This is a genomic window from Streptomyces flaveolus (assembly GCF_014648815.1).
Lineage (GTDB): Bacteria > Actinomycetota > Actinomycetes > Streptomycetales > Streptomycetaceae > Streptomyces > Streptomyces flaveolus.
This window is the reverse complement of record NZ_BMRV01000023.1, coordinates 1-21,146: the sequence shown is the minus strand read 5'-3', so window position 1 is coordinate 21,146 and position 21,146 is coordinate 1. Positions and strand designations below refer to the sequence as shown.

Annotated in this window: 15 protein-coding genes; 4 read left to right on the top strand and 11 right to left on the bottom strand. The window is 75.6% G+C overall.

The features are described 5' to 3' along the window. Positions 1 to 133: 133 nt before the first annotated feature. Entirely contained in the window at positions 134 to 607 is a 474-nt protein-coding gene (locus tag IEZ05_RS34010) for a DUF1772 domain-containing protein (protein ID WP_189234175.1), read from the top strand. Positions 608 to 1,242: 635 nt separating this feature from the next. Here IEZ05_RS34010 and IEZ05_RS34005 read toward each other — a convergent pair. The 5 genes from IEZ05_RS34005 to IEZ05_RS33985 all read right to left on the bottom strand — a co-directional run bounded on the left by IEZ05_RS34005 (position 1,243) and on the right by IEZ05_RS33985 (position 7,965). Then, positions 1,243 to 2,841 carry a class I adenylate-forming enzyme family protein gene (locus IEZ05_RS34005; RefSeq protein ID WP_189234174.1) on the bottom strand — a complete coding sequence of 533 codons (1,599 nt, stop codon included), beginning with the start codon at positions 2,839 to 2,841 and terminating at the stop codon, positions 1,243 to 1,245. A gap of 84 nt (positions 2,842 to 2,925) precedes the next feature. Beyond that, positions 2,926 to 3,771, bottom strand: a complete 846-nt coding sequence (locus IEZ05_RS34000) for a 4'-phosphopantetheinyl transferase family protein (protein WP_189234173.1) — start codon at positions 3,769 to 3,771, stop codon at positions 2,926 to 2,928. Positions 3,772 to 3,827: 56 nt separating this feature from the next. Continuing rightward, positions 3,828 to 5,534: a beta-ketoacyl synthase N-terminal-like domain-containing protein gene (locus IEZ05_RS33995; protein WP_189234172.1), complete on the bottom strand. Its 1,707-nt coding sequence runs from the start codon at positions 5,532 to 5,534 to the stop codon at positions 3,828 to 3,830. Between the two features lie 18 nt (positions 5,535 to 5,552). Continuing rightward, complete coding sequence (locus IEZ05_RS33990; protein ID WP_189234171.1) at positions 5,553 to 6,263, bottom strand: phosphopantetheine-binding protein; 711 nt, start codon at positions 6,261 to 6,263, stop codon at positions 5,553 to 5,555. Positions 6,264 to 6,714: 451 nt separating this feature from the next. Further along, positions 6,715 to 7,965, bottom strand: a complete 1,251-nt coding sequence (locus IEZ05_RS33985) for an aminotransferase class V-fold PLP-dependent enzyme (RefSeq protein ID WP_189234170.1) — start codon at positions 7,963 to 7,965, stop codon at positions 6,715 to 6,717. A 335-nt stretch (positions 7,966 to 8,300) separates the two neighbouring features. Here IEZ05_RS33985 and IEZ05_RS33980 point away from each other — a divergent pair, with 335 nt between their 5' ends. Next, positions 8,301 to 12,680 carry a non-ribosomal peptide synthetase gene (locus IEZ05_RS33980; protein WP_189234169.1) on the top strand — a complete coding sequence of 1,460 codons (4,380 nt, stop codon included), beginning with the start codon at positions 8,301 to 8,303 and terminating at the stop codon, positions 12,678 to 12,680. Between the two features lie 50 nt (positions 12,681 to 12,730). Here IEZ05_RS33980 and IEZ05_RS33975 read toward each other — a convergent pair whose 3' ends face one another. After that, on the bottom strand, positions 12,731 to 14,029 hold the full coding sequence (locus IEZ05_RS33975; protein ID WP_189234168.1) for a helix-turn-helix domain-containing protein: 1,299 nt from the start codon (positions 14,027 to 14,029) through the stop codon (positions 12,731 to 12,733). 728 nt (positions 14,030 to 14,757) lie between these two features. Here IEZ05_RS33975 and IEZ05_RS33970 point away from each other — a divergent pair. Continuing rightward, positions 14,758 to 15,180, top strand: coding sequence for a PDDEXK family nuclease (locus IEZ05_RS33970; RefSeq protein ID WP_189234167.1), 423 nt, complete (start codon positions 14,758 to 14,760; stop codon positions 15,178 to 15,180). Here IEZ05_RS33970 and IEZ05_RS33965 read toward each other — a convergent pair. Then, complete coding sequence (locus IEZ05_RS33965; RefSeq protein ID WP_189234166.1) at positions 15,159 to 15,938, bottom strand: helix-turn-helix domain-containing protein; 780 nt, start codon at positions 15,936 to 15,938, stop codon at positions 15,159 to 15,161. The two genes, IEZ05_RS33970 and IEZ05_RS33965, sit on opposite strands and share 22 nt — an antisense overlap. 86 nt (positions 15,939 to 16,024) lie before the next feature. On the opposite strand from IEZ05_RS33965, the gene IEZ05_RS33960 reads away from it, so the two are divergent. After that, complete coding sequence (locus IEZ05_RS33960; protein ID WP_189234165.1) at positions 16,025 to 16,981, top strand: LLM class flavin-dependent oxidoreductase; 957 nt, start codon at positions 16,025 to 16,027, stop codon at positions 16,979 to 16,981. Positions 16,982 to 17,006: 25 nt separating this feature from the next. Here the strand turns inward: IEZ05_RS33960 and IEZ05_RS33955 are convergent, their stop codons facing one another. From IEZ05_RS33955 to IEZ05_RS33940, 4 genes are all read right to left on the bottom strand, one after another. Further along, entirely contained in the window at positions 17,007 to 17,723 is a 717-nt protein-coding gene (locus IEZ05_RS33955; protein WP_189234164.1) for a response regulator transcription factor, read from the bottom strand. Between the two features lie 101 nt (positions 17,724 to 17,824). Next, positions 17,825 to 18,646 carry an AfsR/SARP family transcriptional regulator gene (locus IEZ05_RS33950; RefSeq protein ID WP_189234163.1) on the bottom strand — a complete coding sequence of 274 codons (822 nt, stop codon included), beginning with the start codon at positions 18,644 to 18,646 and terminating at the stop codon, positions 17,825 to 17,827. A gap of 404 nt (positions 18,647 to 19,050) precedes the next feature. Next, positions 19,051 to 19,917 (bottom strand): AfsR/SARP family transcriptional regulator, encoded by an 867-nt coding sequence (locus tag IEZ05_RS33945; protein WP_189234162.1) that lies wholly within the window; start codon positions 19,915 to 19,917, stop codon positions 19,051 to 19,053. A 286-nt stretch (positions 19,918 to 20,203) separates the two neighbouring features. Next, positions 20,204 to 21,146, bottom strand: a 943-nt coding sequence (locus IEZ05_RS33940; RefSeq protein WP_308426983.1) for an acyl-CoA carboxylase subunit beta, incomplete at its 5' end; no start/stop codon positions are given.

Here is a 21,146-nt window from a genome sequence, read left to right as displayed (position 1 = left end):
GGGCTGGCGCTTGAGTCGGCGCTTGAGTCGGCGCTGAGTTGTCGACGCTAGCATTCCGAGCGCTGACACTTATAGTGTCGAAAGAATACCTAGCATCGCTATATCCGGGATCGGACCGACGAAGGTGGTTGTGTTGGAAGCGCTTCTGATAACGCTGGCCGTGGTGGCCACCATGGCCAATGCGGTGGTCTACGGAACGGACGTGTTCTCCGCGGTGGTGCAGCGGCCCGCCATGGCCCACGTCGACGACGTGGTGCTGACCAGTGCGATGGGCCAGACCCACCGCTTCGGGGACCGCAGGATGCCGGTGCCGGGCGTGTTCGGCCTGGTGGCGACCGTGGCCACGGCCGCCGTCGCCGGCTTCGACGGCAAGGCCGCCCCCGCCGTCGCCGCCGGGGTGGCGGCCGCGGCGCTGGTGGTGTGGCTGGCCGTCTACAACAAGGTCAGCGCGCCGGTGAACAAGCAGCTCACCGGGGCGGCGCTGGACTGCCGCACCGCCCCGGACGCGCGGGCGCTGCAGCGCACCTGGGACAGCGTCATCAACGCCCGTGTCGTCCTTCAGGCGCTGGCGCTGGGCGGGATGTGCGTGGCGCTGGTGACCAGCTGAGCGGGTGCGCGGCGCGGCACGTGCGGCGGGGTCCGGCGGATGATGCCGGGCCCCGCCGCTCGTCGTGCCGCCGCCCGGTGCGGTCTTTCGCCGGTCCACCGGGGCTCGAGGCGCGGTGGAGGGCGGAGGCGGGCTGCGGCGGGAGTCCGCCGCGATTCCCGCCGCGTTCCGGATTGCCTCCGGCCGTGTCCCGGCCGCGTTCCGGGCGCATTCGAGCGGAACTCCGCCCGGTCGCTGCGGGCGCGGTTTCGGCGGCGGTGCGGCCGTAGGGGGGCATGGCCTTACGGGCATGGTCCGGGGGCGCCTTGCGGCCGTGGTGGGGGAGCGACCGGCGGCTGTTGTCGGGGAGCGCCTTGCGGCCGTATTCGGGGGCCGCTTCCGGGCCGTGTTCCTGGAGCGCCTTGCGGCCGTGCCCGGGCGCCGCTCCCGGGCCGCCTTCCAGGGCTGCTTCCCGGCCGTACTCGGGGGCCGCTTCCAGGCCGTGCTCCAGGGCCGCTCCCCGACTGTGTTCCGGGGCCGCCTTGCGGTCGGGTTCCGGGGGTGCTTCCCGGCTGTCTTCCGGGGTTGTTCGCGGCCGGGGGCGCGGTGCCGGCGGGGCGTGCGGTGCGGGGATCCGGGGCGGTGCGGCGGGCGGTTCACGCCGCGCCGGCGCGCGCCCGGCCGGTGTGCTGTGCGAGCCGGCGGCGGGCCGGGCGGCCGTCGGTGGTGCGGGGGACGGCGTCCAGGGCGTCCAGGTGGCGGATCTGCTCGGCGGGGCCCAGCAGGGCGTTGGCGCGGGCGGCGACGTCGGCGAGCACGGCCCGGAGTGTCGGCGCGCCGCCCGCGGTGCGGTGCAGGACGACGCCCGCCCAGACCACCGCGCCGTGCGCCGCGTCCGGCCACTCGGTCACCACGCAGTCCGCCACCCGGGGATCCGAGCGCAGCACCCGTTCCACCATGCCGGGCACGACAACGGTGTCCCCGGACAGGAAGACGGCGGCGGGCCGGGCGACCAGGTGCAGCCGGTCGTCGAGGTCGAGGTAGCCGACGTCGCCCGTGGCCAGCCATCCGCCGGCCGGCCGGGAGGGCACCTGCGGGCCCCGGATCTCCACCTCGCCGCCGGACCAGGCCCTGACCGGTTCGCGGCTGACGGGGTGGACGACACGGCACTCGGTCCCCGGCAGCGAGGCCCCCACCGCGCCCAGCACCGGCTGCGTGGCGGGCGCCTGGACGTGGGAGAGGACCGACAGCCCGCCCACGCCGTAGCCCTGGAGCACGGGAACCCGCAGGGCGTGCCGCAGCCGGCGGGCCGTCTCCGCCTCCAGGGCGCCGTCCGCGCACAGCACCGCCCGCAGGTGGCCGCCGGGCAGCGGCGCCCGGTGCCCGGCGAGCCGTTCGTCCTCGGCCAGCCGGGTGAGCCGGGCCGAGGGGCCGAAGTAGTGGGTGGCCCGAAGGCTGCGGCACTGGACCATCCCGGCGCACGGATCGGGGTCGGCCACCAGCACCTGCTCGGCACCGGCGTGCACGGCGGCGCCCATGAGCGAGGGGTGGCGGGCGGGCAGGTGGTCGACCACGACACTGTCGGCGTCCAGGCCGCAGGCGACGACGATCTGTGCCGCGTTCGCCAGCAGGTTGCGGTGGGTCAGGGCCAGCACCCGCGCGCCCGTGGCCGGATGCGGCACCAGCTGCACGCACGCGACGGTGTCGGCGTCGGACACCGGGCTGCGGAACGGGGTGCCGGGCCCCTCCCCCACCGCGGCCGCCCACGGCACGGCGCACACACCGGCGGGCCAGGAGGGAGGCTCGGCGGTGTGTGCGGGGCGGCCGGCCGGTTCCAGCACGACGACGGTGTGCAGGCGCCCGCCCGCCGTCCGGAACAGGCCGGCCAGGTCCGCGGGGACGAAGGCGATCTCGGCGTGCACCGCCGCGCACAGTTCCCGTACGGCCGCGGCGCCCGCCGACGGGTCGAGCAGGGCGAGCGGACGGCCGCTGCGCACCGCGCCGAAGTACGCGGCGGCGACGTCGGGATGGGGCGCGCAGACGACGACGGCCCCGCCGCCGGGCCGGCGCACGGCACGGTCGACGGCGTGCGCGACGCGGTCGGCCGTGCGGTCGAGGCCGGCGTAGGTGCGGGTGCCGGCCGCGGTGGTGAGGGCCGGCCGGTCACCCGTGCGCGCGGCGGCTCGGCGCAACAGCCCGTCCAGGGGAGTGTCCAGGTACGTCACCACCGCCATGTCGTCCTCCTGACAGCGCATCGGCCGGGATGGTCCCCCGACTGTCGTGTGCCGGGCTCGAGAGGCCGTCGACGGGCGCTGGACGGGCGCACACCGGGCCGGCGCTCACCCGGCGGGCGGTGCTCCGACCGGGGCGGGCAGCACATAGCGGCGCGGCGCGGAACGGCTCCAGGGGAAGCCCTGGTTGAGGTGGAGGACCTGCTCGGCCTCCTCGCCCTCCTCGGCCGGTACGGCGACCCCGACCAGCACGCCCGGCACCGGTTCCAGTTCGGCGAACCGCCACGCCCGGCCGGTGTCGTCGGGCGGCGGGGTGAAGGCCCGTACGCCCCGCTCGTCGTCCATCGTGAAGACGAAGCTGTCGAAGGGGATGCCCAGACCGAGCCCGCGGGCCTTGGCGTAGGCCTCCTTGAGGACCCATACGCGCAGGGCGCGCCGGTCGCGTTCGCCCGGGGTGCCGGCCCGCTCCGCCCAGGCGCGTTCCTGGGGGGTGACGGCGTTGAGGACGGTGGCGATCGCGTGCTCGTCGCGGTCCTCGATCCGTTCGACGTCGACGCCGACCCGGGCCCGGTGCACGATGCCGAGGGCGTTGTAGCCGCCGGCGTGCGAGAGGTTGAAGTCCAGGGTCCTGCCGCCGCTGCCCGGCTGGTCGGTCGTGGGCCGCAGGAAGGGACGCCCGCGCACGGAACGCCAGATGACCAGTTCGGCCTCGGCCGTGCCCGCCTCCAGTGCCAGGGCGCGCCGGACGAGGGTGTGCGCCACCAGGTAGTGCATGCGGTCGTGTTCGAACAGGAACCGGCCGGCGGTGCGCTGTTCCTGCGCGTCCAGCCAGTGCTCGCCCAGCAGTTGCGCGGTCTCGGGGGCCAGGCCGTCGTTGGGGCACAGCCACAGGGTGACGTGCGCGGAGCCCGGCCGCGGCGCTGTGTCCCCGGCCGCGCCGGGTGCCCGCGGCACCGGTGACGCCGGTGGCGTCTGTGGGGCCGGTGGGCCGGGGGGTGCCGGTGGTGCTGTCACGGCTGTCCTCCCCGCCGCTCGCCGGGCGCACGGGCGGTGCCGGCGTCGTCCGCAGTGTCGGCATCGGCGTCGGCGTTGCCGGGTCGGTGGGGCGGTGGGGCGCCCGGGGGCAGTTCGAGGACGGGTGCTGCGTCGTCGCCGGGGATCGCGGTCAGCACGTCGGCGCCGGCCAGCCACAGGCGGGTCAGCTGCTCGAAGTGCCGTCCCTGCCACAGGGCGCCCAGATAGGCCGACGTCTCGGTGAGACCGGCCAGCAGCAGCGGGCCGCCGGACGCCGCGCGCAGGTCCGCCGTGCGCACGCCGTGCGGTGGGGTGCCGGCCGCGAACGCGGACAGGGCGTCGGCGAGCCGGTCGGTGCGGTCGGCGACCAGGGCCAGGCGGCAGGCCTGGGCGGCCCGCCCCAGCCGCAGTTCCCGCGCCACGGCGGCCGGGCCGGGCGCACGGGCGCCGCCGGTCGGGCCGGCCGCGGTGAGGAGGTCCGCGAGCTGTGCGGCGGCGGCCTCCAGGTGCCCGGGAGTGGGGGCGGACAGCAGCACCAGTTCGGGCTCCGCCGCGTCGTCCGCCGAAAAGGGGGCGGGGGGCGGTTCCTGGAGCACCACGACGGCGTGCTCGGCGTCCGGCTCGTACACCCCGGCCAGTGCGGTGCGGGGCCAGGCGGCACCGTCGGCGTGGTGCGCGGGCCGCCACGGGCCGGGCTCGGGCCGGCCGGGGGACGGCAGCACGGTGGCGTACTTCAGTTGCAGCAGGGCGCGCAGGAACGCACCCGCTCCGCCGACGGTCCCCTCCCCCGTCTTTCCCGTCTCCTGCAGGCCCACTGCCGTCTGCGGGATGCCGGCCGCCTGCACGGCGCGCCGGCGCAGCCTCTCGCCGAGGGCGGGCTGCGGCCCGCGTCCCGGATGCGCCGCCGCGTCGGCGAGGACGACCGCGTGGACGGCGTCCGCGCAACCCCGGGCGTCGGCCAGCGGTTTGAGCAGGACGGCGGCCGCGCCGGTGCCGCCCGGCCCCGGTCCGGCGGCGGCGACCAGGGCGGCCGCGCACTCGCCGGCCCGCAGCGCGGCCAGGCCCAGGTGCAGGGCGGTGAGGAAGGAGGACGGGCCGGTGTCGACGTGCCGGCTCGGGCCGCGCAGGTCGAACAGGTGCGACAGCCGCCCCGCGGCACCGCCGGGGTGGTGGCCGCCGGCGTCCTGCGGGCGGCCGGTGAGCGCCGTGAACACCCCGACGCAGCGCCGCTGCCCGTCGGGGCCGCGCAGCCCGTCGAGGCGGACCCCCGCGTGCCCGGCGCTCTCCAGCACCCGCCGGGCGGTGTCCAGCAGCAGCCGCTCCCCCGGGCCGATCAGCGCCGCTTCACTGTCCGTCAGCCCCAGGGCGGCCGCGTCGAAGACGTCCGGGGCGTCGGGGTCCGCGGCGTGCAGGGCCGGGTCCCCGGTCAGTTCCGTGCGCCACAGGGCGGCGAGATCACCGGCGTGCGGCAGGCGTGCCTGTACGCCGATCACGGCGCACGGCGCGGTGGTGTGCCCGGTCTCCGGCGGCTTGGGGCCGGGCGGGGCGGCCTGGGCGGGGCTGGGCGGGGCGGTGTCCTTTCCGGCCGGCGGCAGGGATGCCGGGGCCCGCACCGGGGCCGGGGTGCCCGACAGCAGGGCGAGGGTGTGGCGCCGTTCGAGGGTGCCGTCCTTGAAACGTGTGAGGATCTCCCGCTTGTCCATGAGCTGTCGGTCCTGCGCTCACACCGGACCGGCGCCGAGCAGTGCGGCCGCCTCGTCGACGCTGAGCAGGTCGTCGCGGACCGCGTCCAGCAGGGACTCCAGGTCGATGGCGGCGGTGTCCGCGTCGTGGGGCGGGCGGGCTGCGGGCACGGCCTGCGGGGGTGCCGGCGGCGGGGTACCGGCTGCGTCCGTCTGCGCGGCGATGTGCGCCGCCAGCGAGGCGAGGGTGGGATGCCGGTAGAGCACGGCGGGCGTCTCGCCGAGCTCCCAGGCGCGGTTGACGTCCGCGACGAACTGCGCCGCGAGGAGGGAGTCCACGCCGAGCACGGGGAAGTCGCTGCCGGTGTCGAGGGCGTCCGGCGCGCAGCCCAGGATCCGGGCGAGCTGCTCCCGCAGCCGCTCGACGACGCCGCCGGTGCCCGCGCCGCCGTCCTCCCCGGGCCCGGTGGCGCCGATCTGTACGGCGACGTGGGCGGCCAGGTCCCTCGGTGTCGGGAACGTGTACAGGGCGCCCGGGGGGACGGCGGTGCCGTAGCGGGCGTTGAGCGTGTCGAGGAACTCCATGCTGCGCAGGGAGTCCAGTCCCAGCAGCGGGAAGGTCTGCCCGGCGTCGACGGCCCGGGCCTGCACGCCCACGAGGGTGGCCAGCATCGTGGTCAGTTCGCCGAGCACGTCGGCGGTCGGCTGCTGCGGGACGGGCTGTCCCGGCCGGTGTGAGGCGGCAGTCATGGTGGCGTCTCCAGAGGTCGTCGTCCCGGGGCCGTTGGCGCATTGTGCAAACGGCCGGGCGGCGCGCACATCGCCGCACGGGGTGAACCTCCCCCGCGGTCTCACTCCCGCGAGCGATCCCCTCGCCGGGGAGGCAATGACGCCCGAGCCCCCCGGGGGCCGGAAACGGCACGGCAGTCCGGCCGCCGGAACCCGCCGCCGGCGGCCGGGCTGCCGACGGGACCCGCCAAGTCCCGGCTGCCGGCGGCCCCCGCCGGGGATGCGTCGGCGGGCGGGACCCAACACCCGGCTGCCCGGCGGGACCAGGCTCCCCACGGGACCCGGCTGCCGGGCGGGGCCGCCGCCAACGGCCCGGCTCCCCACTGCCGGACGGGGCCGCCCTCGACGGCCCGGCCACCGACGGGGAGCCGACTGCAGGGCGGAACCCGGCTGCCGGTGGGGGCGGCCCGGGCTACGCCGGGGTTCCGCCCACGGCCGGGTCCGGTGTCCGGCCGGTCGGGGTGGTCACCAGTGTCAGGTGCCCGGCGCCCGGCCTGCGGTGGCGGGCCGCCGTACGCGGCGTCCGCGTCGCGGCGGGGCCGGGTACGGCGGCGAGCGGGGCGGGCCGGGCACCGGCCGGCGGGCGGGGGCGGCGGCGGTGTGCGGCCAGGACCTCCCGCAGGGCATCGCCGAAACGGGCCGTGTCCTCAGGTGTGTTGTCGTACCGGACCGAGGCGCGCACGGTCGTGGTGGCGGTGGTGCCGGGGGGCTGGAACAGCGGTGTCTGCTGGGCGACGGTCTTCCACACCACGATGCCGCGCTCCGCCAGCTGCCGCCGGATGTCGGCGGCGGGCAGGTCGTGGTGCCGGAAGGCGACGATGCCCGACTGGATGCGCCCGGGCGCGACCGGTTCGGTGCCGGGTGCCGCCTCGACGGCGGCGCGCAGGGCGTCGGTGAGGCCGTGGACGTCCCCGGCCGTCGCCGCGTGCTCGGCCAGGGCGGCGTGCAGTGCCGCGACGGCCGGGGCGGCCGGGGCGGCCGGCGCAAGGCTCCGTGCGCCGGGCGCGGTGAGCGCGTCGCGCATCCGCGGCGCGGTGGAGGCGAATCCGATGGCCTCCGGCCCGCCCAGGAACCGCCAGCCGTCCCCGGTCAGCAGGTGGCAGCCGATGCGGGCGGCGTCCACGGGCAGCTGGCCGACGGCGTAGGAGGCGTCGACGGCGTACAGGCAGCGGTGGGGGGCGAGGATGCGGCCCACGTCCTCCACCGGGTTGACGATGCCGCAGACCGCGGGGACGTGCGTCACCGAGACCAGGGCGACGTCGTCGGCGATGTTGCGGGCCATCCACTCCAGGTCCAGGTCGCCGTCCGGGCGCAGCGGCACGACCTCGAGGGTGCAGCGGGTGCGGTCGCGCAGGGCGTACAGGGCGGTGAGGTGGGCGGCGCTCTCGTAGGGGGTGGTCCACACCCGGTCGCCGGGGCCGAGCGGCAGGCGGCCGACGTGGGCGGCGAACGCCTCGGCGGCGCCGCGGTGGAGGGTGATACCGCCGGCCGGTGCGCCCAGCAGGGCGGCGAGGTGTGCGTGTGTGGTGCGGCGCACTCCGGCCTCGAGGCGCTCTTCGAGTTCGAGGTCGCCGTAGCGGTCGTCGTGGCGGGCCCACTGGGCGAGGACGCTCTGGGCGGCGCTGGGCATGCGGCCCAGTCCGGCCGGGTTCAGGTGGATCATCCGGGGCCTCCCCCCGTACGGCGTCGGCAAGCAGTTGCCGGGTGTGTGGCAATACGTTGCCAAGGCTTGCGGCGGGTGGCAACGCCGGTTCGAGCGGCGCTTGAGCGGCAACTGCCCGGCCAGGCACTCTTCTTGCCGCGCCCGCGTCCGGCGTGCGGTTTCGGGCTGCTTGCGGGTGGGTGGGTGCGGGCGCCGTCCGGTGCGGGGCCGGGTGGGCGCCGCTGGTGCCTCCAGTGCGGCTCGACCGCTTCGAGACGGATTCTCCGGAGGGGGTTGCCAGCCTGTTGGCACATTCTTGCCACGCCGGAAGGCGCTGTCGTGAGGAGCGAGTGCTGATGTCGATCTCCGGTCTCGTCGAGCAGCAGGCCCAGGCCCGGCCGGGTGCCGCCGCGGTCCTCTACCCCGACGGCGGCGGTGAGGGCGGTGACGGGTGCCTGACGTACGGGCAGTTGAGCGCCGCGGCGAACCGTCTCGCCGCCCATCTGCGGGCGCGCGGTGTGGGCCGCGGCGACCGGGTGGTGACGTCGCTGGGGCCGGGACCGGAGATGGTGACCGCGTTCCTGGCGATCGCGCGGGCCGGCGCGGTGTGTGTCCCCCTCGATCCGGCCGCGCCCGCCGGGCGGCGCCTGTCGGTCGTACGCGACAGCGCGGCCCGGGCCGTGCTGGCGAAGGACGGCGGCGGGGCGCCGTACGAGAGCGCGGGCGTGACGGTCATCGCCGTGGACGCCGAGGCCGCCGAGATCGCCGCGCGCCCCGCCGTCCTGCCCTCCCAGGTGCCCGGCCCGGAGGAGGCCGCCTACGTCTGTTACACCGCCGGCACCACCGGTCCGCCCAAGGGGGTCGTCGTCCCGCACCGGGCCGTGCTGGACCTCGTGCGCCGCGCGGGCCGGCTGGGGCTGACCGCCGGCGATGTGGTCGCCCAGGTGGCCGGCCCGGCCTGTGACGCGGTCATGTTCGAGGTGTGGGCGGCGCTGGCCGCCGGGGCCCGCCTGGTGGGCCTCGGGCCCCAGACCGTGCGCCGCCCGGACCGTTTCGCCGAGGCGGTGCGGGCGCACGGCGTCTCGGTGGTGCTGCTGCCGACCGCGCTGTTGCACCGGATCGCCCGGGAACGGCCGGCCGCCCTCGCCCCGCTGCGTGTCGTGCTGTTCGGCGGCCAGGTGGGCGATGCCCGTGCGGTGCGCGCGGTGTGCGAGGCGGGGCCGCCGCAGCGGCTGCTGCACGTGTACGGCGCGACCGAGGCGGCCACGCCGGCCGTCTGGCACGAGATCACCGCTCCCCCCGAGGGGGACGGTGCCCTCCCGCTGGGCCGTCCGGCCGGGTCGGCCATCGCCGTGGTGGAGGGCGGGGACGGTGCCGAGGTGGCGCCGGGCGGCGTGGGGGAACTCCTGCTGGGCGGGCCCGGTGTGGCCACCGGTTACCTGAAGCGGCCCGACCTGGACGCCCGGCACTTCGTCGAGGACCGCTTCACCGGCGGCGGCGGTGTGCTGTACCGCACCGGTGACCTGGTGCTGCTGCGTGAGGACGGGCTGCTGGAGTTCGTGGGCCGGGTGGAGGACCGGGTGAGGGTGAACGGCCTGTGCGTGGACCTCGGCGCCATCGAGGCGGCGGTGCGCGCGCATCCGGCGGTGTCCGACGCCGCCGTGTCGCTGCACGCGTCACGGGACGGGGAGCGGCATCTGGTCGCCTACGTGGTGCCCGCTCGGCCCGCCCCGCGGGTGGCGGACCGCACGGCCGCACCGTCCGGCCCCGGCCGCACCACCGGCCCGGACGGGGGCCCGGGCGTGAACTCGGACGTCGGCCCGGGCGTCGGCGCGGGCGTGAACTCGGACGTCGGCCCGGCCGTCGGCGCGGGCATGAGCTCGGACGTCGGCCGGGATGCGGGCACGGACGTCGGCCGGGATGCGGGCACGAGCGCGGGAGGGGGTGCGGGCACGGACGTCGGCCGGGACACGGGCACGGATGCGGGCCGGGGTGCGGGCACGGATGCGGGCCGGGATGGGGGTCTGGGCGTCGCTCTGGCCGGTCATCTGCGGCGGCTGCTGCCCGCGCACATGGTGCCCTCGGCGCTGGTGAGCGTGGACGCGCTGCCGCTGAACGGCCACGGCAGGACCGACCGGACGGCGCTGCCCGCGCCCGCCGGCCCTCTCCCGCGCCGGCCCGGCACCCCTCCGGGCACCCCGGTCCAGGAGATCGTCCGGGACCTGTTCGCGGAGGTGCTGGAGCTGCCGCGGCACCAGGTCCCCGCGGACGGCGACTTCTTCGCGCTCGGCGGCCACCGGCTCGCCGCCGCCCGGCTGCTGGCGCGCATCCGCGAGACGCTGGACACCGATCCGGGCCCCCGGGCCCTGCACGAGGCGCCGACCCCGGCCGCTCTGGCCGCCCTGGTGGGCGATGTGCGTGCCGCGCTGTCCGGGCCCTGCGGCGCGGGCCCGGACAGCGCGGTGCTGCCGCTGCGGCTGCGCGGGGCGGTGGACATGCGGGCCCTGCAGGAGGCCCTGGAGGACCTCGGCCGGCGCCACGAGGCGCTGCGCAACTCGACGCTGGGCTCGGCCGGCACCCGCCTGCACGTCCTGGCCGCCGACGACCACCGCCTCGACCTCGCCCTGCCCGCCGACGCGGTCGACGCGTGGTCCCACCTGCCGCTGGCCGCCGAACTCGCGCGGGCCTACGGGGCACGCGCCACCGGCGCCGTCCCGCACCGCAGCCCGGCGGGACTGGACGCGGCGCCCCGGGCGTTCACCGGCGACCGGGAGCCCACCGCGCTGCCCGGCGCCGCGCCCGCCGCCCGCCACCCCTCCTACGGCTGCCACCAGGACGGCCTGGACGCCTCCCTGCACGAGCGGCTGACCCGGTTCGCCGCCCGGCACGGCAGCACGCTGTTCATGGTGGTGCACGCCGCGCTGGCTGCCGTGCTGGCCCGGGCGGGCGCGCCCGGTGAGGTCACCGTCGCCGCGCCGGTGCCGGCCCGCGACCGTGCGGGACTGCGCGGCGCGGTGGGCCCCTACGGGCGGGTGCTGGCCCTGACGGTGGACGCCTCGGACGACCCCGCGTTCGCCGAGCTGCTGCGCCGGGTGAAGGAGGCGGACCTCGCCGCCTACCGCGACGGCGGGGCACCGCTGGCCCGGCCGGGCACCGGCTGCGCCCTGGCCGTGGTGCAGGAGGCGGCGGGCGCTTTCACGGCGGCCGGGCTCACCGTGCAGGTCGAGCAGCCCGTACTGCCGGTGCCGGCCGCGGATGTGGCGTTCACGCTGGCCGAGCGGCAGACGCCGCAGGGCGCGGCGGCGGGTATCGGCGTCACGGCCGTCTACCGGCACGAGACGGTCGGTGAGGAGGGTGCCGTGTCCCTCACCGCCCGGCTCACCGCCGTGCTGCAGGCCGTCCTGGACGCCCCGTGGACCGCGCTGAGCCGGCTGCCGCTGCCGGGCGGCGCGCACACCGTGGCAGGGGTGTGGGCGGGTGCGGACGTCGCGCTGCCGGCGCGGCAGGTGGCCGAGCTGTTCGCCGAGCAGGCCGCGCGCGCCCCCGGGGCGCTCGCCCTGGCCTCGTTGACGTATGGCGAACTCGACGCGCGTTCCGACCTTTTGGCGCACGCCCTGATCGAGCACCGGGCGGGTCCGGGCGCCTCGGTGCTGACCGCGCTGTCCTCGCCCGTCGCGTTCGCGGTGGCCGCGCTCGCGGTCGCCAAGACGGGGGCCGCGCTGGTGGCGGTGGACCCGGCGGCCGGCCTGCCCGAAGGGGTGCGGCCGGTGGTGCTTTTGCTGGACGAGACGGCCGACCTGCTGCTGGAGGCCGTGCCGGGTGCGGTGCGCCTGGTCCGTGACGACACGGCCGACCGGCTGGTGCCGACCGGGCGCTGGCCGGTCGGTGACGCGGAGCGGACCCGGCCGGCGGCGGCGGGTGATCCGGTGCTGCTGGTGCCCGGCGAGGACGGCACGGTGGTGATCGGTGCGGCGGCCGTCGCCGCGGCGGCCGCGGCCCGCCCGGCGGGGGCCGCGTGGCTGGTGCGCGGCTACCCGGACGAGGACGCGGTCCTGGGCCTGCTGGGCGCGCTGGTCTCGGGCGCCCGGGTGCATGTCCCGGACGGCGCGGTGAGCCAGGCCGTGCCGCACGAGGTGCTGGGCTGGCTGCGGCGCCAGGACGCGCGGCTGGTGCTGGGCGGGGCCGACGACCTGCTGGGCGCGCTGTCGGCTCTGGCCCGCACCGAGGGCGTGGAGCTGACCCTGAGCGGCGGCTGGGCCGAGGGCCGCCTGGTCGTGGAGCAGTCGGCCGACGGCAGCGTGCGGCCCGCTCCCGGTTACCGCGCCTATGTGCTGGACGGCCGGATGCGGCCGGTGGGGCCGGGCGGGACGGGCACCCTGTACGTCGCCGGGGCGGGTGTGGCCCTGGGGTACGCGGGCCGGACGGCCGCCTCCGGGGAGCGGTTCCTGCCCGACCCGTTCGCCGCGGTGGGCGAGGGCACCGCCCGCATGTGGCGCACCGGCCGGGCGGCCCGGCTGCTCGCGGGGGGTGATCTGCGGGTGCTGGACCGGCCGGCCGGCGACGACCCCTTCGCGGACGGGTCGGCCACGTTCATGGTGCTCGCCGACGACACCGGCCACCGCGCCCTGTGGCCGGCGGCGGCCCTGGTGCCCGAGGGCTGGCAGGCGACGCATCCCGAGGACCTGTACGAGTTGTGTCTGGACCACATCAACGACCATCTGAACGACGCCTTCTAGACGCCGCCCCGCCCCGGCCGCCCCGGGGCGGGCGGGGCGGGTGCGGTGTGTCAGCCGCGGCCGTCGGCCTCGGCCGGGGCCGGTGTGCCGTGTGCCGCACCGGTGGCCGCGGATGCCGCGGGTGCCGCGGGCGTGGCCGGGCGGGCGGCGGCGTCGGCCAGGGCTTCGGCGAGGACGCGCCAGATGTCGGCCGCGAGGTCGATATTGGCGTCGGCCTGGGCCTGTTCGGCCAGCGCGCGCAGTCCCCGGACGCCGCCCTCGTCGCCACGCAGGATGCGCAGCCGGTGGCGCAGGATGTCCAGGCGGATGCGGTCCCGGTAGGTCATCCGGGGCTCTTCCAGGGCGAGTTCGCCCAGCAGGAGGCGGGCGTCGTCGTAGCGGGCGGTGTGGAAGGCGAGGTCGGCCTTGAGTGCGGTCAGTTCCTGGCGCAGGCCAGGGGTGGCCACGAAGGCCAGGGCGGGTTCCGCGGCGCTGACGCACCGCTGGGCGGCCTGCGGGTCGGGCGGCGGCTTTTGCAGGTACAGGCGGCCCGCGGCGAGCCGCAGCCGCACCCACAGCACCAGGTCCTCGCCGGCGCTGAAGTGCTCGAGGGCCTGTTCGAAGCAGGCCTGGGCGACGTCGTGTTCGCCCTGGCGCAGGCGGACGGCGGCCGCGGTCCACATGGCTTCCGCCCACAGGGTGTCCGAGCGGCCCTCGACCAGGGCGAGGAGGTGGTCGCTGTGCGTGCGGGCGTCGGGTATCCGGCCGGCTTCGGCCTCCACCGACACCAGGGCGAGCAGGACGGCGATGCGGTCGGCCACGCCGAGGTCGTTGTCCTGGGCCAGGTGGTGGGCGGCGTGCGCGGCGTCGAGGGCGGCGCCGATCTCGCCCAGTGAGCGCAGGCAGCGGGCGAGCCGGGTCAGCCCGCGCACGCGCAGTTCGCTCAGTCCGACCTCGTCGCCGAGGCGGACCAGGTCCTCCAGGTGTGCGCGTTCGCCGGCGTGGTCGCCCTGGATCCTGCACTGGCGGGCCAGTTGCCACAGGGCCTGCCAGCGCAGCACGGGCGCCTCGTGGCCTTCGGCGGCCAGCGCCTCGCGCAGGGTGGCCAGGGCGTCGTCGCCTGCGGTGGAGGCGACCAGCGACAGGGCGTGGGCGAGTGAGGCGGCCGCCGTCTCCTCGAAGTCGGCCGGCTTGAGGCCGAGCCGTGAGGCGAGGTAGGTCACGGCGCGGTCGGTGGGCTGGCGGGCCCCGGACTCCAGGCGGGAGAGGTATCCGGTGGACATGCCGTCACCGGCCAGGGCGGACTGGGACAGGCCGCGGGCCTGGCGCAGTTTCCTCAGTCGGCGGCCGAACGCGGGCTGCTGAAGCATGTGACCATTCCCCTGTGCCTGGCGGTCGGTTGGCCGCGGAGCTGATCGGCGGTCCTACTCGAAGCAGCGACGAGCGTAGGGGCCGGGCAAGCGCCGGGCAATGTTTTGCCAGGCGGTGTGCCCTGGCCCTCGTCGGCATCTCACGTCGCTCTCGTGCGGTTCTCCAGCGGTTGTCGAGGGGTTCTCGAACGGATCCGGGCAGGATCTCCAGTGCCGGGCGCACGGTGCCTGGCACCGGGCCTCTCACCTACGGGAGTCGATCATGGAACGTCCGGTTCCTGCCGGCCGTGCGGTGCGCCGGGGCGGGGCCGGCCGGCCCCAAGCGGTGCGCGCGCCGTGGGACGACGACATCGGCTGGCCGAAGCGGCGCCCGCGGCCCGCCTGACGCGTGACCGGCCCTCTCCCCCGGCCCGCGCTCGTGCCCGTCCGCCTTCTGCGCTGGGGCGGGCCTGCATCGTCGCCGCCCGCAAGCCCGGCCCCGGGCTGTGCCCCGTGTGCGGCACCACCGCGGTGCACGCCGCGGCCTCCGCGCATGCGGGGGTGAGGGGCGGGCACGGCGTGGTGGGGCACGGCGGGCGCAGTGCCGGCCTCCGGATCATTTCACCGCGACTACGCAGGACCGCTGTCGTCTCTGACGTGAAAGGGGCATTCCCTGCAGGGAATTGCCGGTCTCCGGTGCGCTCCGCAGGATCGGGTCCGAAGGGATTTGCCGGGGCAAGGAGACGTAGATGATCGAGACCGACCCGCAGCAGCTGGCCGAACGCTACATCGCTCAATGGAATGTGCCCGGTGCCGCGGAGCGCCGTGCGGCCATCGAGCGGCTGTGGGCCGAGGACGGCACCCACATCCTTCACCCGCCCGCGGAGATACGGGAGCGTGCCGCGGAACTCGGCTTCGACCATCCCACGTTGGAGGCTCGCGGGTACGACGCCATCGAGACCCGCGTGGCGCGGAGCTACGAGCGGTTCGTCGAGAAGCAGGGGGTTGTCTTCCGGGCGCGCCCCGGTGCGGTACGTCTGCACGGCGTGGTCCAGATCGGCTGGGAGGCGGTGGCCACCGCAACCGGTGACGTGGTGGGTGGGGGTTCGGACATGCTCGTACTCGACGGCCACGGCCGCATCCAGACCGATTACATGTTCCCGGGCTCCTGACCGGTCTCGGCGCACGCCCTTGCCCCGGCGGCTGCCGAGAGAGCCTCGGCCGTCGCCGGGTCGGCCGGCAAGAACGCCTCCAGCTTCAGCTCGGCAAGCGTCACGTCGACGGCGGTGGCGAAGGTCGTCACCGTCGTTATCAGGCGGAGCTCGCCGTAGGAGGAGCGCAGGTGGAGCGGCACCGCGAAACCGAGTGGCCCGGCGGACGGCTCCAGCGCGGGAACGTATGCGGTGAGTTCGGCGTGCAGCTCCTCCAGATGGCCAAGGCGCACCAGGATGTGGCGCGCCCACTGGGGGAGGTTGAGGATACGGGGAGCCAGTCCGTCGGGATGCAGCGCCAGGCGGTAGATGTTCGTGCCCGGACCCACCAGCTCGGCAGCCGCGCCCTCGGTGATCACGTCGAATGCGGTGTTCGCGGCGATCAGGTCACCGCCCCGGTCCACCACCAGCGCCGGATACGGCAGATGCCCGCGCAGGATGTGGTCGATCGCCGTGCGCACGGGGGCCAGCACCGGATCGTCCAGTGAGCTCTGCGGGTAGGCGGGCGCGTATCCGGCGGCCAGCAGCAGCTCGTTGCGTTCCCGCAGCGGCAGCTCCAGCGACTCGGCCAGGCGCACGACCATGTTCCGGCCCGGGAGGGACCTGCCGGATTCGATGAAGCTGAGGTGGCGCTGGGTGGTGCCCGCTCGCAGCGCCAGATCGAGCTGGCTGACATGCAGGCGGGTACGGCGTTCACGAAGCGCACGAGGGAAGTCCACGGGCCTGTTGTAACGGCGGCGCAGGGTCCTGGGCCATTCCCCGCAGGGAATTGTCGCCACGCGTGCCGGTCGGGAACCGTGCCGGCATGGACATCGGTGTACTGCTTCCGACCGGATGCGCCCAGTGGGGCCCTGCCGGCGACCCTCGTGAGCTGATTGCCTTCGGCCGCTGCGCGGAACGCTTGGGCTTCTCCTCGCTCTGGGCCAACGATTCGCTGCTCAGCCCGCGCATCGAGGCGCTCACGATGCTGGCCGCACTCGCCCCGGTGACCGGGACCGTGACGCTGGGCACGGCTGCGCTGATGCCGTTTTTGCGTCGGCCGGTCCAGGCCGCGCAGGCACTTGCGTCGATCGACCTGCTGTCCGGTGGCCGGCTCACCGTGACCGTCGGCGCCGGCTTCCCCGGCCGTTTCGGGCGGCCCCTGTACACGCTGTCGGAGCTGCCGTGGGAAAGGCGCTTCGCCCGCCTGGACGAGACGGTCGCGCTGTGGCGGGCCCTGTGGGACGGCGCCGGCGCCTTTGCCGGCGAGATCCTCCGGTTCGATGACCTCCCGCCCACGACCAGGCCTTATGGAGCGGGCGGCCCGCCCATCTGGCTCGGCGGCGCGGCCCCTCGAGCGCTGGCCCGCACCGGCCGGCTCTACGACGGGTGGCTGCCCTACCCGCCCGACCCTGCCGACTACGCATCCGGCCTGCGCAGCGTCCGCGAAGCGGCGGCCGACGCGGGGCGCGAGGTCAAGGACATCACCCCGGCGCTGTTCGTCTCGGTACGGGTCGACGACGACGTCGAGGGCGGCCGTCGGGCGCTGGACGACTACGCGCGGGCCACGTACGGCATGCCGCTGGAGGAGCTGGAGAAGATCCAGGCAGTGGTCACCGGCTCCGCGTCCCAGGTGCGTGAGCGCCTGGGACGGTATGTCGCCGCCGGCGCCCGGCACATCGTCGCCCGCCTGGGTGCCGTGGACCTTGGCTCCCAGCGCGACCAGCTCGAACGGGTCGCAGACCTGATCCCCGCCGTCCGGGCGGCAGCGGAGCGCGCCTGAACCTCGAAGGGTGCGGGACGGCTCCTCAGCGCGGGCCGGGCGCGGGGGTGGGGGCGCGGCGCACGCCGGCTTCGAAGGCGTAGATGGCGGCGTGGACGCGGTTGGGCAGGCGCAGTTTGTGCAGCATGTTCTGCACGTGGGTCTTGACGGTGTGCTGGGAGAGGCTGAGCGTGTGGGCGATCTCCCCGTTGGACAGGCCCCTGGCCAGCAGTTCCAGCACCTGGGCCTCCCGCTCGGTCAACTCGTCGGGGCGGACCGGGGACAGGGGCGGCGGGTGCCCGTGCGGCGGGGCGGGGGCGAAGGCGTATCCGGCCGCCGCCAGGATGACGGCGGCCGCGAGCTGTCCGGCGCTGGCGGTGCCGGGCAGCTCGCCGTGGACGCCGGCCGGTGCGCGGGCCGGCTGCGTGGCGCCGAGCAGGACCGTTTTCACGTCGTCGCCGGCCGCTTCGGCGAGCTGTTGGTGCTGGCCGGCGCTGAGCGGGCCGTGGACGACCAGGACGTGTGGGCGCGGGCCGTGCAGGGCGGTGGTCAGGCGCTCACCGGGTGCGCTCTCGCCGGTGACGCGGATGCCGGGGTGCCCGCTCAGCAGGGTGGTGATGCCGACGCGGGCCAGCGGGTCGGCGCCGACGACGTGCACCCGCACCGGTTGCTCGGGGCCGCCGGCCCGCCCCGGCCCGGCCGGCGGCAGCTGCGGCCGGGCCGGGGCGGGCAGGACGTGCAGGGTGGCGTGACGTTCCTCCATCGGTGCCTCCTCACCCGCCGACGTGTCACCGAGGGCGGCCGGCTGGTGCGCGGCGTCGGCCGCGCACCGTGCGGTTCGCGGTCGGTGCGGCGGTGCCGGTCTCAGGCGGCGAACAGGTCGAACGTCGAGGTGCGCCGCGGGCCGGCCAGCACGTCCAGCAGCGGGTCGACGGAGAGCATCGCCTGGTGCATGCGCTGCAGCTGCGGTGACGGCTCCACGCCGAGTTCGTCGATGAGCCGCATCCGCAGCCTGCGGTACACCTCGAGCGCGGTCGCCTGCCGGCCCGAGCGGTACAGCGCCACCATGACCTGCGAGTGCAGTCCTTCGTGGTGGGGGTGGCGTGCGGTCAGTTCGGTGAGTTCGGCGATCAGTTCGGCGTGCCGGCCCAGGCGCAGGTCGGCGTCCAGGCGCCGCTCGACGGTGGCGAGCCGGCTCTCCTGCAGCCGCATGACCTCGATGTCGAGGACGGGGCCCACTCTGACGTCGACCAGGGGTGCGCCGCTCCACAAATCCAGTGCGGCGCGGAAGCGGGCGGCGGACGTCTTGTTGTCGCCGGCCTCGAACGCGATCTGCCCCTCGCGGGCGAGCTTTTCGTACTGGTGCACGTCGACGCAGTCGTCGTCGACCTGGAGCAGATAGCCTCCGTGCCGGGTGGCCAGGACGTCCTTGGCGCCCGTGGCGGAGCCGGGGCCCATGGCCGTGCCCAGGCGCCGGCGCAGTTGCAGTATGTAGGTCTGCAGGGTCGTCAGGGCGCTCGGTGGGGGTTCGGTTCCCCAGAGTTCCTCCATGAGCGTGGGAACGGGCATGACCCGGCCCGGATAGAGCGCCAGCAGCGACAGGATCTGCCGCGGTTTACCGGCCGTCGGAACAATCGATCCCCCGTTGACCTCGGCACTCAACGGACCCAGAATTTGAATCTTCATGGTGGCCTCCGCACCTCGTCGAGTTCCTTGTCCAGTTCCTTTCGGTGGCCAGAAATCTCCGCCGCTGTGCACGCTAGCGGCCTGATGGCCTCTCGAGCGGTTTCCTGTACTGGATCTCTAGCGGAATTCCACGTGCGGTATTGCGCAGGCCGTTCTTTCTTCTCCAGAACATATGTACCGGCACTGGAGTGAAGTGCCGGTTCCGGTCCGCGTGCTGCACCCGGCGAAGGGTGTTTGCGCAGCTTGCGGGCGTGATCGGCCGGGGCTGCGAAAAGCGGGGGCCGGGGAATTCCCGCCCGTGCCGGAGTGCCGGCGGCCCGCGAAAGGGGCGGGGGCGCGCCGGTGAGGGCGGAAGAAAAAGAGGGGGGCCGCCCGCCGGTGGCGGTGCGGCGGGACGGAGCCGGTCAGCGGGCCGGTACGGGCCGGGCGGCGGGCAGCGGGTGCACGGCCGGGGACATGGCCTCCGGGGCTGCGGTCAGCACGGACTGGCGCAGCCGGCGCAGCCGCGGGGAGGGTTCCATGCCCAGGTCCCGTCCGAGGGTGGTGTGCAGCCGCTGGTAGGCGGCGAGGGCCTCGCCGCGCCGGCCGCTGTGGTGCAGGGCCAGCATGAACTGGGCGTGCAGGTTCTCGTGGGCGGGGTGGCGGCTGGTCAGGACGGTGAGTTCGGCGAGGACTTCGCGGTGGCGTCCCAGGCGCAGGTCGGCCTCGATGCGCTGGTCCAGCGCGCACAGCCGGCTCTCGCCCAGGCGTTTGGCCTCCATGGCGAGCTGGGGGCCGGCGGGCACGTCGGCGAAGGCGTCGCCGGACCACAGGTCCAGTGCGGCGCCGAGCGTGCGGGAGGCGCCGGCGAAGTCGCCGGCGTCCATGGCCCGGTAGCCCTGGCCGGCCAGGCGCTCGAAGTCGCGCACGTCGCTGGTGCCGCCGGCGCGGGCCAGCAGGTATCCGCCCGGTGTGGTCGCCAGCAGGTCCTTGGGGGTGCGGCGGCCGGGCCGGCCGTCCCGGCCGTCCCGGCTGTCTTGGCTGTCCGGGCCGGCGGGGCCGAGGGCGGTGGCGATGAGGTCGCGCAGCTGCAGGACGTAGGTCTGCAGGGTGGTGCGGGCGCTGCGCGGCGGGGTGGTCGACCAGAGTTCCTCGATGAGGGCGCCGACCGGGACCACCCGGTCCGCGTGCAGGGCCAGCAGCGCCAGGACCTGGCGCGGTTTGGGGGCCGTCGGTGCGACGGACACCCCGTTCTCCCTCACGTCCAGTGCGCCCAGTACGTCGATGTCCACGCCATCTCCCTTGTCCGCGTGCGCCGCCGCCCCCTTCCCGATTTAAAAACAGCGCGTACGGTATGTCAATGCGGGACTGGACTCCCCTCGCCCTTCCGGGCGTGATTGGCCGGAAAGGCCAGGGGCGGACCTCCCCTACGAGGGAGAAACGCCTGTTCGAAGGGGCATTCGGGCCGCTGCCACAGGCGGGGGCGGGGTGAGCGAGAGGCCGCTCACCCCGCCCGGTTGGCCTGATCGCCCCGGAAAGGATCACCCATAAACAGACCTTACGGTCTGCCGGGTGGGGTCACTGCGGCGGGTTGCCGTGTTTGCGGGAGGGCAGGTCGGCGTGCTTGGTGTGGAGCATCGCCAGGGAGCGGATGAGGACCTCGCGGGTCTCGGCGGGGTCGATGACGTCGTCCACGAGGCCGCGTTCGGCCGCGTAGTAGGGGTGCATCAGCTCCGACTTGTACTCCTCGACCATCTTCTGGCGCATGGACTCGGGGTCGTCGGCCTCGGCGATCTGACGGCGGAAGATGACGCCCGCCGCGCCCTCGGCGCCCATCACGGCGATCTCGTTGGTCGGCCACGCGTAGGTGAGGTCGGCGCCGATGGACTGGGAGTCCATGACGATGTAGGCGCCGCCGTAGGCCTTGCGCAGGATCAGGGAGATGCGGGGGACGGTGGCGTTGCAGTAGGCGTAGAGGAGTTTGGCGCCGTGGCGGATGATGCCGCCGTGTTCCTGGTCGACGCCCGGCAGGAAGCCGGGGACGTCCAGGAAGGTGACGATGGGGATGTTGAAGGCGTCGCACATCTGCACGAACCGGGCGGCCTTCTCGCTCGCCTCGATGTCCAGGACGCCGGCCAGGGCCTGCGGCTGGTTGGCGACGATGCCCACGACCTGTCCGTCCAGGCGGGCCAGCGCGCAGATGATGTTGCGGGCCCAGCGCTCGTGGACCTCGAGGTACTCGCCGTCGTCGACGATCTCCTCGATCACCTTGGTCATGTCGTAGGGCCGGTTGCCGTCGGCGGGGACGAGGTCGAGCAGTGCTTCGCCGCGCCGGTCGGCGGGGTCGGCCGAGGCGGCGTGCGGCGGGTTCTCGCGGTTGTTCTGCGGCAGCAGCGACAGGAGGTAGCGGACCTCGGCGATGCAGGTCTCCTCGTCGTCGTAGGCGAAGTGGGCGACGCCGGAGGTCTCGGCGTGCACGTCGGCGCCGCCCAGCCCGTTCTGGGTGATCTCCTCGCCGGTG